16 protein-coding genes and 2 pseudogenes are annotated in these 14774 nt (G+C 61.7%); 12 read left to right on the forward strand and 6 right to left on the reverse strand.

Annotated features, from left to right (window positions below):
• Nucleotides 1–507, forward strand: a 507-nt coding sequence (locus tag E5W87_RS03300) for a FadR/GntR family transcriptional regulator (protein ID WP_292393958.1), incomplete at its 5' end; no start/stop codon positions are given.
• Nucleotides 508–515: 8 nt separating this feature from the next.
• Here E5W87_RS03300 and E5W87_RS03305 read toward each other — a convergent pair.
• A complete protein-coding gene (locus tag E5W87_RS03305) occupies nucleotides 516–1445 on the reverse strand; it encodes an NAD(P)-dependent oxidoreductase (RefSeq protein ID WP_292393962.1) in 930 nt (309 codons plus the stop codon).
• A gap of 155 nt (nucleotides 1446–1600) precedes the next feature.
• Here E5W87_RS03305 and E5W87_RS03310 point away from each other — a divergent pair, with 155 nt between their 5' ends.
• Nucleotides 1601–2497, forward strand: a complete 897-nt coding sequence (locus tag E5W87_RS03310; RefSeq protein WP_292393964.1) for an NAD(P)-dependent oxidoreductase — start codon at nucleotides 1601–1603, stop codon at nucleotides 2495–2497.
• 100 nt (nucleotides 2498–2597) lie between these two features.
• Here E5W87_RS03310 and E5W87_RS03315 read toward each other — a convergent pair whose 3' ends face one another.
• On the reverse strand, nucleotides 2598–2993 hold the full coding sequence (locus tag E5W87_RS03315) for a VOC family protein (protein ID WP_292393966.1): 396 nt from the start codon (nucleotides 2991–2993) through the stop codon (nucleotides 2598–2600).
• 116 nt (nucleotides 2994–3109) lie between these two features.
• Between E5W87_RS03315 and E5W87_RS03320 the strand changes: the two genes are divergently transcribed.
• Nucleotides 3110–3592, forward strand: a complete 483-nt coding sequence (locus tag E5W87_RS03320; RefSeq protein ID WP_292393969.1) for a MarR family winged helix-turn-helix transcriptional regulator — start codon at nucleotides 3110–3112, stop codon at nucleotides 3590–3592.
• A gap of 161 nt (nucleotides 3593–3753) precedes the next feature.
• Here the strand turns inward: E5W87_RS03320 and E5W87_RS03325 are convergent, their stop codons facing one another.
• The 3 genes from E5W87_RS03325 to E5W87_RS03335 all read right to left on the reverse strand — a co-directional run bounded on the left by E5W87_RS03325 (nucleotide 3754) and on the right by E5W87_RS03335 (nucleotide 5880).
• Nucleotides 3754–4242 carry a nucleoside deaminase gene (locus tag E5W87_RS03325; protein WP_292393971.1) on the reverse strand — a complete coding sequence of 163 codons (489 nt, stop codon included), beginning with the start codon at nucleotides 4240–4242 and terminating at the stop codon, nucleotides 3754–3756.
• A gap of 169 nt (nucleotides 4243–4411) precedes the next feature.
• Entirely contained in the window at nucleotides 4412–5269 is an 858-nt protein-coding gene (locus E5W87_RS03330) for an EamA family transporter (RefSeq protein WP_292393973.1), read from the reverse strand.
• Nucleotides 5266–5880, reverse strand: a complete 615-nt coding sequence (locus E5W87_RS03335; protein WP_292393975.1) for a nitroreductase family protein — start codon at nucleotides 5878–5880, stop codon at nucleotides 5266–5268. Before E5W87_RS03335 ends, E5W87_RS03330 begins: the two co-directional genes overlap by 4 nt.
• 108 nt (nucleotides 5881–5988) lie before the next feature.
• On the opposite strand from E5W87_RS03335, the gene E5W87_RS03340 reads away from it, so the two are divergent.
• Both E5W87_RS03340 and E5W87_RS03345 read left to right on the forward strand, forming a co-directional pair.
• Nucleotides 5989–6990, forward strand: a complete 1002-nt coding sequence (locus E5W87_RS03340) for a LysR family transcriptional regulator (RefSeq protein ID WP_292393978.1) — start codon at nucleotides 5989–5991, stop codon at nucleotides 6988–6990.
• Nucleotides 6991–7020: 30 nt separating this feature from the next.
• Nucleotides 7021–7794 carry a FadR/GntR family transcriptional regulator gene (locus E5W87_RS03345; RefSeq protein WP_292393980.1) on the forward strand — a complete coding sequence of 258 codons (774 nt, stop codon included), beginning with the start codon at nucleotides 7021–7023 and terminating at the stop codon, nucleotides 7792–7794.
• Between the two features lie 45 nt (nucleotides 7795–7839).
• Here the strand turns inward: E5W87_RS03345 and E5W87_RS03350 are convergent, their stop codons facing one another.
• Entirely contained in the window at nucleotides 7840–8127 is a 288-nt protein-coding gene (locus tag E5W87_RS03350) for a DUF3175 domain-containing protein (protein WP_292393982.1), read from the reverse strand.
• A 179-nt stretch (nucleotides 8128–8306) separates the two neighbouring features.
• On the opposite strand from E5W87_RS03350, the gene E5W87_RS03355 reads away from it, so the two are divergent.
• The 7 genes and pseudogenes from E5W87_RS03355 (at nucleotide 8307) to E5W87_RS03385 (ending at nucleotide 14770) form a co-directional block, all read left to right on the forward strand.
• Nucleotides 8307–9539, forward strand: a complete 1233-nt coding sequence (locus E5W87_RS03355) for an MFS transporter (RefSeq protein ID WP_292393984.1) — start codon at nucleotides 8307–8309, stop codon at nucleotides 9537–9539.
• 265 nt (nucleotides 9540–9804) lie between these two features.
• Nucleotides 9805–10775: pseudogene (locus E5W87_RS03360) on the forward strand (squalene cyclase).
• 245 nt (nucleotides 10776–11020) lie between these two features.
• Nucleotides 11021–11344: a helix-turn-helix transcriptional regulator gene (locus E5W87_RS03365; RefSeq protein ID WP_292393986.1), complete on the forward strand. Its 324-nt coding sequence runs from the start codon at nucleotides 11021–11023 to the stop codon at nucleotides 11342–11344.
• Nucleotides 11341–11751, forward strand: coding sequence for an SRPBCC domain-containing protein (locus E5W87_RS03370; protein WP_127293484.1), 411 nt, complete (start codon nucleotides 11341–11343; stop codon nucleotides 11749–11751). The genes E5W87_RS03365 and E5W87_RS03370 overlap by 4 nt, the downstream gene beginning before the upstream one ends.
• Nucleotides 11752–11886: 135 nt before the next feature.
• Nucleotides 11887–12099 (forward strand): hypothetical protein, encoded by a 213-nt coding sequence (locus tag E5W87_RS03375; RefSeq protein ID WP_292393989.1) that lies wholly within the window; start codon nucleotides 11887–11889, stop codon nucleotides 12097–12099.
• A 234-nt stretch (nucleotides 12100–12333) separates the two neighbouring features.
• Nucleotides 12334–13362, forward strand: a complete 1029-nt coding sequence (locus E5W87_RS03380) for a LacI family DNA-binding transcriptional regulator (protein WP_292393992.1) — start codon at nucleotides 12334–12336, stop codon at nucleotides 13360–13362.
• A gap of 297 nt (nucleotides 13363–13659) precedes the next feature.
• Nucleotides 13660–14770: pseudogene (locus E5W87_RS03385) on the forward strand (sugar ABC transporter substrate-binding protein).
• Nucleotides 14771–14774: the final 4 nt, after the last annotated feature.

Genomic DNA, 14774 nt, shown 5'->3' on the forward strand with positions numbered 1-14774 from the left:
CGCCCCAAGATCGGCAGCTGGGTCGAGCCGAAAGAGCGCTGGAACCTGCTCGATCGCGATGTGCTGGCCTGGTACGCGACGGCGCCCGATCGCGAAATGTTCCTGCGCACGGTGCAGGAGTTCCGTCACATCATCGAACCGGAAGCCAGCGCCTTTGCCGCGATGCGGCGCACAGACGAGCAGATGGCCGAGATCAGCCAGGCCTGCCGGGAGATGGGGGAGGCGGCGACGCTGCCGGAGCGCACCCGCGCCGATACGCGTTTTCATCTGGCCATCCTGCGCGCCTCGGGCAACGATCTCCTGGTGCCGCTCGGCGTGCTGATCGAATCGGCGCTCGACCACCTCTTCGTTTTCGTCACGCGCGAAACCAGCGACCAGCCTCGGGCGCAGGCGCTGCATGAGGCCATCGAGAAGAACATCCGCCTCCAGCGGCCGGCTGCGGCTCGCACCGCAGTGCACAGACTGCTCGCCAACACTGACGACGTAATCGGACGGTCGCGGCGCTAGAGCGCTCCTTAAACCTCTTGCCGCTTGCCGTCCTTGCTCGGTGTCAGGTCGACGCCATTGACCTTGCCGATATGCGTCGCCAGCATCGGCACATATTGATCGGCGGCGAAGGCGCCGGCGAAAGCGTTTTTCGTGGCATTGCCGAGCGGGTTGGCGATGCCGGCAGCACCCGCCATCGATTCGAGATAGGTGAGGTCCTTGAAGGCGTTGGCGATGGTGAATTTGTGCGCGTCGCGGTCGCCCTCCAGCGTCCAGCGCATGAAGGTCTGGTAGAAGCCGCAATCCATGCGGCCGTTGCGGATGACGCTGTCGAAGCGCGGCGGCGAGATGCCGACCTTCTGCGCCAGCGCCAGTGCCTCGGAATAGATTGCCGCGTAGCCGAGCGAAATGAAATTGTTGAGCAGCTTCATGCGGTGGCCATCGCCGGTGTCGCCGATATGGACGATGCGCCCGGCCCAAGTGTCGAGCACCGGCTTCAGCCGGGCAAAGACCGCGTCGGGCGCGCCGACCATGGCGTCGAGCGTGCCTTCCCAGGCCTCCTTCGGCGTGCGGCTGAGCGGGGCATCGACATAGTCGACGCCGAGTGCCTTGAGCTCTGCGGCGAGCGCCACGGTCGAGGTCGGATCCGAGGTCGAGCAATCGACGACCACCGAGCCCTTTTTCAGGCCCTCCTTGAGGCCGCCGGGTCCGCGGATGATGGCTTCGACCTCGCGCGAGCCGGTGACGCAGATGAAGACGATATCAGATGCCACTGCCACCTCGCGCGAGATTGCGGCTTCCTTCGCACCCCGGGCGAGCAGGTCTTCCGCCGGAGCGCGGTTCTTGCGGCCGAGGAATGTCAGCGCGTAGCCCTTGTCGACGATGTTCTTCGCGATCCCGTGGCCCATCAGGCCAAGGCCGATGAAGCCGATCTTTTCGCTCGCGGCAGTCGTATTCATGTCGTGTCGTCCTGTGTTGCGGATATCGATGACGGCGCTGCACTTTGGCAGGCGAATTGTTGAAGCGGGTTTTTGCCGCAGACGGTTGGCAGGCGATTGCGGAACGCCATATTGTCTGACAATACACATGAATTCTAGGGAATGTGGAGAGCAAAATGACGAAGCGGATCATGTTCACCGGCGGCAGCGGCAAGGCCGGGCGCCATGTCGTGCAGTATCTGGTCGAGCAGGGCTGCCAGGTGCTCAACATCGATACCAAGCCGCTCGACAATCCGAAGGTGCGCACGCTGATCACCGACATCACCGACAGCGGGCAGGTGTTCAATGCGCTGTCGAGCTATATGGGCCTGCATGAGTTCGACCCGTCGCTGCGGTCGCAGCCGGTCGATGCCGTGGTGCATTTCGCGGCGATCCCGCGCATCATGATCACGCCCGACAACGAGGTGTTCCGCATCAATGCGCTCGGCACCTACAATGTCATCGAGGCTGCGGTAAAGCTCGGCATCCGCAAGGTGGTGATTGCCTCCAGCGAGACGACCTACGGGCTGGTCTTCGCCAACGAGCCGCGCAACCCGACGCATTTCCCGCTCGACGAGGACTACGATGTCGATCCGATGGACAGCTATGCGCTGTCCAAGATCGTCAACGAGAAGACGGCGCGCGCCTTCGCGCAGCGCAGTGGCATCGACATCTACGCCTTGCGCATCGGCAACGTCATCGAGCCGCATGAATATTCGCTGTTTCCGAAATGGTTCGCCGATCCGGGTTTCCGCAAGCGGATCGCCTGGAGCTATATCGACGCGCGCGACCTTGGCCAGATCACATTGCGCGCCATCGAGAAGGACGGGCTCGGCTATCAGGTGTTCAACGCCGCCAATGACGACACCTCGTCCGACCTGCCGACGGCCGAACTCTTGAAGCGGTTTTATCCCGATGTGCCGGTCAAGGGCGAACTTGGCGAATACGAGACGCTGCTCTCCAACCGCAAGGCGCGGGACGTGCTCGGGTTTCGTCCCGAGCATAGCTGGCGGAAATACGTCGGGACGGCCTGACGGAGGCAGCTGACGCGGAGCCGGCACTGGGCCAGCCCGAATTGCTGGTCCTGACTCCAGGCTCAGGAACCGCTACGGCCGATGCGCCCACGCCCTACGTTCAGGCGTTCGCCGTCTGGTTCATCCATACGATTTCCCAAACGTAGCCATCTGGGTCTTCAATGTGGCGGTTATACATGAAGCCAAGATCCTGTGCCGGGTTGGGGTCGGCGCGACCGCCCGCCGCGACCGCGCTGGTCAGTGTTGCATCGACGGCGTCGCGGTTATCGACAGTGAGGGCGATCATTGCCTGGCTATCGCGCCGTGCGTCGCCGATTGGGCGTGTAGTGAATTCACGGTAGTGGTCATGGGTCAGCAGCATCACCCCGATCGTGTCCGAGAACATGAGCGAGGTGGATTTGTCGCCCGAAAACTGCGGGTTCACAGTGCCGCCTAGCGCCACGTAGAACGCCGTCGACGCCGACAGGTCACGGACAGGCAGGTTCACGAAAATCATTTTGGGCGTCGATTTCGCCTTCTCCAGGGATGCGCGCTGCGCTATTGTCTTGCTGCAATGTTAGTAGATGCAATGTATCTTGATTGCAAGATACATTTGCCAAGGGAATATTTGACATGGATCGCGCCGAGGCCGCAGCTAAGGAATGGGCCCGCGAGCGCCCCGATCTTCCGCTGCTACCTATTGAAACAGTAGGTCGTCTGCTCGATGCCGCCGCGCGGGTTATCCGCGATCACATGAATCCGTTGCTCAAAGAAGCAGGCCTGAACGTAGGCGAGTTTGATGTGCTCACGCCGCTCAGGCGCGCGGGTGAACCCTATATGCTCTCACCTACTCAGCTCTACGAATCGGCAATGATCTCCTCGGGCGGCATGACGAGCCGCCTGGACCGGCTGGAGTGCGCCGGGCTGGTTGAACGATGCCCCGATCCCAACGACCGGCGAGGCAAGCAAATTGCGCTGACGACTGGCGGCAAGCGCGCGATAGACGATTTGATCGGTCCAATGGCGGCGCTAGAAGAGCAATTAATCTCCGTGCTGACGCCCGTGGAGCAGGAAACTCTTAATGCTCTACTTAAGAAATTGCTGACAGGCCTTTAAATTAGAAGGATTTCATCGTTTCACGGAAACGCCGAACCGATCTATCTTTTTGTTTTGACGCAATTCCGGACGGAAAACCGTTTCACACTTTTCCTGGAATTGCATCAGGTCGTAGTCCACGTCGGCAGTCACCTCTGCCTCTGAATCAACGAGTCCTGACCCTACTTGTCTTTCCAGAATTCGGCCTGGAGTTGCGCCGCTTCATCGGCAAGCAGCGGGCCGACGACTTCAGTCGGACGCTGCCCGGCTTCGAAGACGAACCTGCAGGGCAGGTCGAGTGTGGGATTCTCGACATGTGCACCCGTCACCCGCTTGAGGTCGTGTTCGCTCTGGCCAAAGACGACCCGTCCGATGCCCGCCCAATAGATTGCCCCGGAGCACATCGCGCACGGTTCGGCCGAAGTGTAGAGTGTGCAAGAGGCCAGCTTTTCGAGACTGACATTCATCCCCGCCCACGAGGCCAGCAGCCTTTCGGCATGAGCGGTGCGGTCGCCCCCGCCGGCTTTGTAACCGTTGGGTTGCTCGCGCAACACGCTGCCGTCTTTGTCGGCGAGGAGCGAACCAAAGGGATGTTCACCAGCATCGCGGGCCCTGCGCGCGACTTCGAACGCTTGACGGAGCAGACGCTCATCATAGGGGCGTTGTGGCATCGGCGGATCCTCCGGCTGTGCCGCTTGACCATAGTGCCGAACAATCCGCCGACACAAGTCAGCGGCCTAAAACGCGTCCGTTCGACCGGCCTCATGCGACGCGCTTTCGGTTCTTGTTTTGATGCATGTCGTTATCGCAAAACCGCTGCACACTTTTGCGCGACATGCATCAGGACTCGTTGCGATTGGGGCGTTGAGCCAGCCAGATACTGCCGATTACAAAAACGACGCCGGCGATTTGAGGCAAGGTCAGTGTCTGATCCAGGAATACCCATCCAAGCAGCACGGCGGTCACCGGGCTGAGGAAAAGCAGCGATGACACCACTGCGGATTCCAATCGCGCAATGCCCCGGAACCAGAGGACATAGGTCAGCGCCGCACCGACCAGCCCGAGCCACGCCAGTCCAAGCAGGTTGGCCGCGGTCGGGAGCGGGATGGACGGTTCGAAAAGCAGGGCCACCGGAACGAGAAGGAGACCGCCGGCAGTCAGTTGCCATGCCGTGAAGGTAAGCAGCGATGCTGGCGGTTGCCACTTGCGGGCCAATACGCTTCCGAGGGCCATTGAGGCCGCCCCGGCGAGGCCGGCGGCAACGCCGATTAAATCGAGCGCCGCATTCGGGGTCAGCACCAGCAACGCAACACCGGCGATCCCGACAAGGGCGGCGAGGATCGACAACCGGCGGACTGGGCTGCCAAGCAGGGCAGCGGCAAGGAAAATCACCATCAACGGCTGGACCGACAGCACCGTGGCGGCGACCCCGCCCGGAAGCCGGTAGGCGGCGACAAACAACATGCTCAGGAAGATCGAGATGTTGAGGGCTCCGAGCACGAAACTGCGCAGCCACCAGATGCCCGTTGGCAGTTGCCGAACGATCGCCAGCAGCAGCAAGCCGGCGGGCAGGGCTCGCAGCATCGCAACCGTCATCGGCGAAAAATTCGCCAGGAACTGCGTGGTGACGATATAAGTGCTGCCCCATATCGCGGGTGCAATGGCCGTCAGCAACAGATCGGAACGGTGCGGTTTCATAAGATTTCCAGAACTTCGGCAAGAGGGCGGCGCGGCTTTTGCGGCCAGTTTCCGGGCGCGGCGCGGCCGACCGCGATGAGCATCACCGGCACTTCATTCAGTCCAAGGCCAAACTCGCGGGCCACGCCTTCGGCATTGAAGCCTCCCAACGGACCAGCGACGAGCCCCAGCGCTTCGGCTGCAAAAATCAGCGTTGCCGCGCCAAGCGTTGCCGAGCGCACGGCTTCGTCGCGGGCCGCTCGAGGATCGGCATATTGGGTGCGGGCGCCTTCCTGCCAGCCCGAAGCCATATCCGCCGGCATGAAGCCGGCTTCGACGAAAGGAAGCAGCCTTGCATTGAGGGCAGCGTGGTCGGGCAGTACGCCGCAGACGATGAAGGTAACCGCTGCTTCCTGTACCTTGGCCTGGCCATGGGCCACGCTGCGCAACCGTGCCTTTGCTTCCGGCGTCCGCACGGCGATGAACCGCCAATTCTGAAGGTTGTAGGCGGTTGGCGCGCGCGTTGCGAGGCGTGCCAGCTCCGCGACCTCGGCATCCGTCAATGCATGCGAGGCATCGAATCGATTGGCCGACATACGGCGCTCGATAAGGGAGATTGTGGGGTTGGTCATCATGTCATTCCGAAATTGAGAAAATCGTTTGGAAGCAATACAGAATTTACCAAGGGGCGATAATATGCGACAATCGAAAGACATTGTTTACTGGTAGAGAATGGTGCGATGGATCGCCTTACCGCGTTGCAGGTTTTCCGCCATGTGGCGGAGCTGAACAGCTTTGCCGAAGCCGGACGGCGGCTTGGTCTCTCTCCTCCCGCGATCAGCAAGAACATCGCCGAGCTGGAGGGGCATCTGGGGGTGCGGCTCATCAACCGGACGACGCGGCGCATGGCCCTGACCGAAGAAGGCAGGATCTATCTGGAGCATGTCACGCAGGGGCTCGATGCGCTGGCCAGGGCCGATCAGGTCCTCGGCCCGATCAAGACGGCGCCGAGCGGGACGTTGCGGGTCAGCGCGCCGATGACTGTCACGTTGACACGGCTTTCGGCTGGCATTCCCGCGTTTCTATCGCGCTATCCCGATTTGAAACTCGACCTGCATCTTGATGACAGGCGCGTCGATATCGTGCGGGAGGGATTTGACCTAGCCATTCGCGGCAGCGACAATCTCGAGGATTCCAGCCTGGTCGCGAGAAAGCTTGCGGTCATGCCGCACGTGCTTTGCGCAGCTCCGTCCTATTTCGAGAAGCATGGCCGGCCCAAAACGCCTGCTGATTTGAAGGCGGCCAATTGCATCCGGTTCAGCCTGTCGGGGCATGCGGACATATGGGAGTTCCGCAAGGACGGCCGCAGCGAGCGGATCGCCATCGAGGGACGATATTCGGTCTCGTCAAGCCTTGCCGTGCGCGATGCACTGCGCGCCGGCTTCGGCGTCAGCCTGATCCCCCATCCCTATGTCGAGAGCGACCTGAAAGCAGGCCGGCTGCAATCGGCCCTGGATGACTGGGAAAAGGTCGAAACCACGCTCTACGCGGTCTATCCGGCACGGCAGCATCTCGCCCCGAAAATCCGCGTCTTCCTTGATTTCCTGATCGAGGAATTCAGTCGGGACAAAGAGAAGCCGTTCGTACCACTCCGGCGTGAGCGCTCGGCAAGGCGCAGTGTCGGGGAGGGGACGGAGGCGGAAAACCAAACTGAGATATTGCCGTCGATTTCATCTCCTTGACACGCCTCCAAATCCGGACTTTGTGGAGCTATGCAGGACGCGAAGCCGAATAAGGGAAAGACAGCGGCCGAGGCGTCCGTCGAGCGCCCGACCGCCGTTCGCCGGGCCGATGCGGCGCGTATGCCGGGGTCCAGCGTGCATGCGTCGCTGGCCAATGAGATCGGCCTCAGGATCGTGCGCGGCGACTATCCGCCGGGAACCATCCTGCCCAACGAAGCCAAATGGTCGGAGACCTTCGACGTCAGCCGCTCGGCGGTGCGCGAAGCGATCAAGATGCTGATGGCCAAGAGCCTGCTGGCCTCACGCCCCAAGATCGGCAGCTGGGTCGAGCCGAAAGAGCGCTGGAACCTGCTCGATCGCGATGTGCTGGCCTGGTACGCGACATCGCCCGACCGCGAGGTGTTCCTCAGAACCGTGCAAGAGTTCCGCCACATCATCGAGCCGGAAGCGACCGCCTTTGCCGCGATGCGGCGCACAGACGAGCAGATGGCCGAGATCAGCCAGGCCTGCCGGGAGATGGGGGAGGCGACAACGCTGCAGGAGCGCACCCGCGCCGACACGCGTTTTCATCTGGCCATCCTGCGAGCTTCCGGCAACGATCTCCTGGTGCCACTCGGCGTGCTGATCGAATCGGCTTTCGATCATCTGTTCGCCTATACGACGCGGGAGCTGGACGATTTGCAGCATGCGCAGAAACTGCACGAGGCGATCGAGAAGAGCATCCGCCTGCAGCGGCCGGATGCGGCGCGCAACGCGGTCCGCAAGCTGTTGGCAAACACCGACGGCGTCATCAAGTCACGCTGACAAGGCGCGCCGGATGTCGCGCCTGCGAAATTTCCTGCCGGTGCCCTAATCTTCTCTCGGGCGCCCAAACGCGGCGCGCAGTTCGTCCTTGGCGTTCTCCAGCACTTTCTTCTGCTTTGCCGGCAGGTTCTTGCCGGCACGGTTGATGTAGAAATTCAGCATCGACATGGCGGACTGGAACGGCTCGGCCTTGCGCCGGTCGCTGTGCTCGGCCGATCGCTTCAGCGAGGTCGCGATCGTCTTGGGGTCGTGGGATTCGAAGACGTGTTCCTCGAGGTCCAGCGCATCGCTGTGCTCGGTCACCTCGGCCGACCATTTCCTTTTCGCGGTCATGATAAAACTCCTTCCATTGGTGAGTTGATGGAAAACTCCGGGACGGCGGCCACTGTTCCACTTCAGCTTAAATCCCTGGAGCCACGGATTTGCATGATGTGGCGCTGCACGGCGCCGTGAATGCGCCGATAGTGGTGTCGAACCGGTCGATTTTCTCAGAACCGCGGACAGGAAACGCCTTGACCACAACCGTCTCCAGCCAGGCAAGCAGCCCCGGCATCGACAGCGCCTACGCCTGGATACGGCTCGGCATCTCGATGCTGCTGTCGACAATCGGCGGCGTCGGCATGTGGGCGGTGGTCGTGGTCCTGCCCGCCATGCAGGCGGAATTCGGCGTCGATCGCGCCGCCGCGTCGATGCCCTATACCGCGACCATGGTCGGCTTCGCCGTCGGCAATGTTGTGATCGGTCGCGCCATCGACCGCATGGGCTACTGGATTCCGGCGCTCATTGCCTCGGTGGCGCTCGGTGCCGGTTTCCTGCTGGCGTCGCTGACCACCTCGGTGCTGCAGTTCACCCTTGTCCAGGGGCTTTTGATCGGCGTCGGCACCTCGGCGATCTTCGGGCCGTTGATCGCCGACATCTCGCACTGGTTCAACCGCCGGCGCGGCGTCGCGGTGTCGGCTGCCGCTGCCGGCAGCTATCTCGCCGGGGCGATCTGGCCGATGGTGATGCCCTATATCATGCAGAGCGAAGGCTGGCGTTTCACCTATGCCGCGATCGGCGTTGTCTGCCTCGCGACCATGGTGCCGCTGACCCTGCTGCTCAGGCGCGGCGCACCACGCGCCGCCATTTCCGGTTCACCCGGCAGCCGGCCCGTCCAGCCGATATCGCTGTCGCCGGCAGCCCTGCAGGTGCTGCTCGTCGTCGCCGGCCTTAGCTGCTGCGTGGCGATGTCGATGCCTCAGGTCCATATCGTCGCCTATTGCATGGACCTCGGCTATGGCGTTGCGCGGGGCGCCGACATGCTGTCGATCATGATGGCGGCGGGCGTCGTCAGCCGGCTGGCGTCCGGCTTCCTTGCCGATCGCATCGGCGGCGTGAAAACCCTGCTGATCGGCTCGGTGCTGCAAGCCTTGTCGTTGTTGCTCTACATCCCCTTCGACGGGCTCGCCTCGCTTTACGTCGTCTCGCTGGTCTTCGGCCTGTCGCAAGGCGGCATCGTGCCTTGCTATGCCATCATCGTGCGGGAATACATGCCGGCCAGAGAGGCCGGCCAGCGCGTCGGCATCATCATCATGGCGACGATCTTCGGCATGGCGATCGGCGGCTGGATGTCGGGCTGGATTTACGATCTGACCGGTTCTTATGCCGCCGCGTTCCTCAACGGCATTGCCTGGAACCTGCTGAACATAGCGGCCATGGTGCTGCTGCTGTGGAAGGCACGGCGCAGCGCCACGGCGATTGCCTGAAGCGGAGAACGGACCCGAGACCTGCAGCGCCTGGCGAAGGCAGAGCCGGCGAGCACGGCATACAAAAAACCCGCCTCAAAGACGGGTTGCCGGCGCAAATCAGCACCATACCCAAATATCTAGCATATCTGCCGTCATTTAGCAACGGATCGCGAGTTCGGGTTGGTGTCTCAGTTTGAATTTCGCCCACCATTGCAGACGTCGGCTGTGCCTACTAGCGATGCCGCTGTAATGTTGATTTTAAGTTGGCAACAGGACGGCTCAGATGACTGCCGCAGGCGATGTGATTGCTTGGCTTCTCGATTCCGACCCAGCGATCCGCTGGCAGGTGATGCGCGACCTCCTCGATACTCCAGAACCGGAGTGGGCGGCTGAACGGGCCAAGATCGAAACCATTGGCTGGGGAGCCAAGCTTCTGGCTTGCCAAGATGAGGACGGGCAATGGGCGGCAGGCTCTTTTGTCCCGCGCGGTTTCAAACCTCAAGACTGGGAAAAGTTCGGCCAGCCTTGGACGGCAACAACCTTTTCGCTCTCGCAGCTTCGCGAGTTTGGTTTCGATCCATCGTCGGATCGTGCGAAGCGGATCGTCGAGTTGGTTGGCCTCAACTCGCGCTGGGATGAGGGTGGCCAGCCCTATTGGGAGGGGGAGGTCGAGGAGTGCATCAACGGGCGAACTGTTGCTGACGGTGCATATTTTGGAGCCGATATTTCATCCATTGTTGTTCGGCTGCTTGGTGAGCGTCTCGATGACGGCGGTTGGAATTGCGAGAGGGCCAATGGTTCGATCCGCTCGTCGTTCCACACCACGATCAATGTGCTTGAAGGGCTGTTGGAGTATGAGAAAGCGACCGGCGGCACATCCGAATCCAGACAAGCTCGCCAATCTGGAGAGTCGTTCCTTTTGGAACGCAGCCTCTTCCGACGTCTAACCTCGGGAAACCCTGCGGACGATCAGTTTCTGTGTCTCCATCACCCCAACCGCTGGCATTACGACATACTGCGTGCGCTGGACTATTTCCGTTCCGCGTCCATGCTTACTGGTGCCGAACCTGATCCGCGGGTTGCCGACGCCATCGCCCGCCTCCGCTCCAAGCGCCTGGCAGATGGCACTTGGCCCCTCGACTGGACTCCTAAAGGGCAGGTATGGTCGAGGTCGACGCCAGCCCGGGTAAGCCGTCCAGGTGGGTGACCCTCCGTGCAATGCGGGTGCTCAAATGGTGGAAGCAGCGCGCATAAAATCGTTCAGTGGAGGACCGCCGTCCACTCAACGGCAAGGTAGAACGCTCGGCGACTGTACGGAAGCCGAATGCTTTGGCCGGCTTGGGTTGCGCCATTGACGTTCATGGAGCTTCTCCAAACCTGCCGTTCGCGCTACGACCTGATGCTACCCCGAGTAGAAGCTGCCGGTCCACATTTCTGCTTGACCTACACATATCTCGACGGTTATTGGTTCATCAATAGCCAATGAGTTATCGATTGCGATGCCGCAGCCACACGAAATCCTTTTCAGAACGCTTGCCGATCCGACGCGCCGGGCCATCTTCGAGCGGCTGTGTCGCGACGGAGACCAGACGGTCGCGGCCCTGACAGCTCGGGCCGGGGTCTCGCAGCCGGCCGTGTCAAAGCATCTGGGGGTGCTGAAGCAGGCCGGGTTGGTGCGCGACCGCCACGAAGGCCGCAACACGCACTATAGTGCGGAGCTCGGCGCCTTGGCCCCGCTGATCGACTGGACAAACCAAATGACCGGGTTCTGGAAAAGCCGGTTCGACGACCTCGAAGATCTGCTCAAAAGGATGGACCAATGACCAATACTGCGACCGAAACGCGCTCCGTCGTTGTCGAACGGGAGGTCGCTTTTCCGCCGGAAAAGATCTGGCGCGCGCTCACGCAATCGCACCTGATCGAGGAGTGGCTGATGAAGAACGATTTCAAGCCAGACGAGGGTCACCGTTTCAATCTTAGCGCGGACTGGGGGGCGGTCGACTGTCAGGTCCAGGCAGTCGAGCCCAACAAGTCGCTGTCCTACACGTGGGATACCAAGGATCTCAAAAGTGTCGTCACGTGGACGCTCACCCCTACGAGCACAGGGACCCATCTGCGCATGGAGCAGATGGGTTTCCGGCCGGATCAGCAGCAGTACTACCAGGGCGCAAAATACGGCTGGCAGCGGTTCTTTGCGAACCTAGAGCAGGTCCTGGCGCGGATAGAGTGAGGCGCGCCGGCACCAATAGGCATCTGCGGTGAACGCATTGGCCAACAAGACGTCCATCAAATCAAACAAGGTTGCAAGGAAGGCCGCCAAGCGGGTCGCCCGATCCGCTTCGGCTTGTCTTCAGGGGAGGTCCTCATGAATTGGATTCGGCAATTCCACCGCTGGCTGTCGATCATTTTTACGGCGGTCGTCGCCGCCATCTTCATCACGTTGGGCGTAGGTGTGGAGCCCGCCTACTGGGTATACCTGATGCCGCTGATCCCGCTCGCCTTGCTCATGCTCAGCGGTCTGTACTTGTTCGCGTTGCCCTATGCGGACAGGTGGCGCAGCAGACGACGCACGGCGTAGAGGCGATGGACGACAAGACGCCTGCAAATCCACCCACAGCCGAAATTGAAACTGAGACACTGAGTTCGGGCAGCCGTCCTGGGCCGTTCACTTGACAACGGGGTAAGGCTGCGCGACGCCAGACGGCAGCCATAATCTCTGGCAAGTACGGGTTGGCATGGCGACAGTGGCAAAGACACTGAATAGCATTTCGCGGCCGCGCTTCGGCGAAGGCGCCGCGTTCGGGACAAGGCTGTGACCAAACCGCGCTCGCGCCGCGGCGGCGGCCGTCCGACCATCGCCGATGTCGCGCGCAAGGCAGGTGTCGGCGCCATCACCGTCTCCCGCGCCTTGCGCGAGCCGGAGCGCGTTTCGGAGGATCTGCGCCGGCTGATCCAGGCGGCCGTCGACGAGCTCGGCTATTTGCCCGACCCGAATGCGCGAGCGCTGGCTTCGGCGCGCGCCGAAGTCTTTGGCGTGCTGGTGCCGTCGCTCACCAACAGCGTCTTTGCCGAAGTGCTGCGCGGCATCTATGACAGCTTGTCCGACAGCTCCTACCGCATCCAGCTCGGCAACACCCATTATTCCGGCCTCGAGGAGGAACGGCTGCTGCAGGTGTTCGGCCCCCAGCGCCCGGCGGCGCTGATCGTGGCGGGCATCGACCAGACGCCGACATCGCGAAGACTGCTCGAGACGGCCGGCTGCCCCGTGGTGCAGGTCATGGAGACCGGACCCGATCCGGTCGACATGATGGTCGGCTTCTCGCATTTCGACGGCGGCAAGGCGGCGACGGAGCACATGATCGAAATGGGCTATCGCCGCATCGGCTTCATCGGCGCGCGCATGGACCCGCGCTCGCAGCGGCGTCTGGCCGGCTATCGCGCGGCGATGGAGGCGGCCGGTCTGTTCGACGCGCGGCTGGTCACCACCACGCCGGTGCCGTCCAGCGTTACGCTCGGGCGCGAATTGTTTCGCGACGCGCTGGCCAAGGTGCCGACGCTCGACGGCGTTTTCTGCAACAATGACGACATCGCGCTCGGCGTGCTGTTCGAGTGCCACCGCGCCTCGATCGCCGTGCCGAAGACGATCGGCATCACAGGCTTCAACGATCTCGACATGATGGAAGTGGCTTTTCCATCCGTCACCAGCGTCCGGACGCCTCGTTACGAGATCGGCCGGCGGTCGGTAGCCATGGCGCTCGCGGCGATTGCTGGCAAACGGCCGCAAGAGCCGGTCGTCGACCTCGGCTTCGATCTCAAGTGCCGCGAAAGCACGGCCCGCTGAAAGCACTTTCCAGGCATTGCGAAATGCCGCTTTACACTACGTTATGGTAGCGCTACCATCTACCTCTGGGCGAAACACGCGGCAAAGACCGGAGTCTGTTTATTATATATAAGCGACAGCTCGTGCTTGTTTATTATGTATAATATGATAGTTTTTACTTCGATTGCCGTGCGGCGAGGGAGGAGATCGGGTCGGCATTCGGCCACCTGAAAAGCGCGAGGGGCAAGGCTGGAGGTGCCGGGCCAAACGCGCGAGACGCGTAAGAACAATCAAAAACTGCAACTGGGAGGAATATCGATGATCAAGTCACTCGTTGGTGGCATCGTTGCCGCCACTGCATTCGTCATGTTGAACTCGTCGGCGCTCGCCGAACCCGAAATCGTCACGGGCCCGTCCGCCGAGCCGGACTGCTTTGCGCCATGGGCCGCCGATACGCAGTTCTTCAAGTTCCCCAAGAAGGAAGGCCCATATCGCGTTGCGCTCGCCAATGGCTATATCGCAAATACGTGGCGCATCCAGATGGTGCAGACGGCGAAGGCCTATGCGGCGCAGCCGGAGGTCGCGGCGAAACTGAAGGAATTCAAGGTCGTCTCGACCGGCGCAGATTTCGGCGATCAACAACTTCATCGATTCCGGCTATGACGCGATCGTCGTCAACGCGCAGAATCCGACGGCGTTCGGGCCGGTCATCAAGCGCGCCAAGGAAGCCGGCGTCGTGCTGGTCGCATTCGACAACATCCTCGACACCAAGGACGCCATCAACGTCAATGTCGACCAGAAAGGCCTTGGCGAGTTGTGGGCCAACTGGCTGATCAAGCATGTGCCCAATGGCGGCAAGATCCTCGAAGTGCGCGGCGTTGCCGGTACGTCGGTCGATACGGACCGCCACAATGGCATCCATGAGGTCCTCGATGCTTCCGGCAAGAAGTGGGAGGTCACCGAGGTCATCGGCAAATGGGACGATGGCGTGGCGCAAAAGGCTTCGGCCGACGCGATCGCCACCAACGGTCCCTTCGACGGCGTCACCGGCCAGGGCGGCGACACCGGCATCGTCCAGGCGATGATCGATGCCAAGCATCCGTTCGTGCCGTTCGGCGGCGAAACGGAGAATGGCTTTCGCAAATTCTGCGCCAAGTTTGCCGCAGACGGGCTGAAATGCTCGTCGGCCGGAACCGGTCCCGCCCAGGTCGCGGTCGCCATCAAGACGGCGATTGCCGCGCTCGAAGGTCAGGTCGTGCCGCAAGCGGTGAAGCTGCCGCTGGCGATCGTCGAGGATCCGAACTTCAAGGAAGGCGAGGACTATTTCCCCGACCAGTCCGACAATTTCTTCGTCGGCAATTCCTTCCCGACCTGCGGCATCAATTTCACCGCGCAGGAAATCATGGGCCAGAGCAAGGAAAACCAATAGACTG

The organism is Mesorhizobium sp., from assembly GCF_004962925.1.
Classification (GTDB): Bacteria; Pseudomonadota; Alphaproteobacteria; order Rhizobiales; family Rhizobiaceae; genus Mesorhizobium.

Bases quoted from the DNA above. Each gene is read 5' to 3' on its own strand.
- E5W87_RS03305 (WP_292393962.1), bottom strand. From the start codon at position 1,445: ATGAATACGACTGCCGCGAGCGAAAAGATCGGCTTCATCGGCCTTGGC.
- E5W87_RS03310 (WP_292393964.1), top strand. From the start codon at position 1,601: ATGACGAAGCGGATCATGTTCACCGGCGGCAGCGGCAAGGCCGGGCGC.
- E5W87_RS03315 (WP_292393966.1), bottom strand. From the start codon at position 2,993: ATGATTTTCGTGAACCTGCCTGTCCGTGACCTGTCGGCGTCGACGGCG.
- E5W87_RS03320 (WP_292393969.1), top strand. From the start codon at position 3,110: ATGGATCGCGCCGAGGCCGCAGCTAAGGAATGGGCCCGCGAGCGCCCC.
- E5W87_RS03325 (WP_292393971.1), bottom strand. From the start codon at position 4,242: ATGCCACAACGCCCCTATGATGAGCGTCTGCTCCGTCAAGCGTTCGAA.
- E5W87_RS03330 (WP_292393973.1), bottom strand. From the start codon at position 5,269: ATGAAACCGCACCGTTCCGATCTGTTGCTGACGGCCATTGCACCCGCG.
- E5W87_RS03335 (WP_292393975.1), bottom strand. From the start codon at position 5,880: ATGACCAACCCCACAATCTCCCTTATCGAGCGCCGTATGTCGGCCAAT.
- E5W87_RS03340 (WP_292393978.1), top strand. From the start codon at position 5,989: ATGGATCGCCTTACCGCGTTGCAGGTTTTCCGCCATGTGGCGGAGCTG.
- E5W87_RS03345 (WP_292393980.1), top strand. From the start codon at position 7,021: ATGCAGGACGCGAAGCCGAATAAGGGAAAGACAGCGGCCGAGGCGTCC.
- E5W87_RS03350 (WP_292393982.1), bottom strand. From the start codon at position 8,127: ATGACCGCGAAAAGGAAATGGTCGGCCGAGGTGACCGAGCACAGCGAT.
- E5W87_RS03365 (WP_292393986.1), top strand. From the start codon at position 11,021: ATGCCGCAGCCACACGAAATCCTTTTCAGAACGCTTGCCGATCCGACG.
- E5W87_RS03370 (WP_127293484.1), top strand. From the start codon at position 11,341: ATGACCAATACTGCGACCGAAACGCGCTCCGTCGTTGTCGAACGGGAG.
- E5W87_RS03375 (WP_292393989.1), top strand. From the start codon at position 11,887: ATGAATTGGATTCGGCAATTCCACCGCTGGCTGTCGATCATTTTTACG.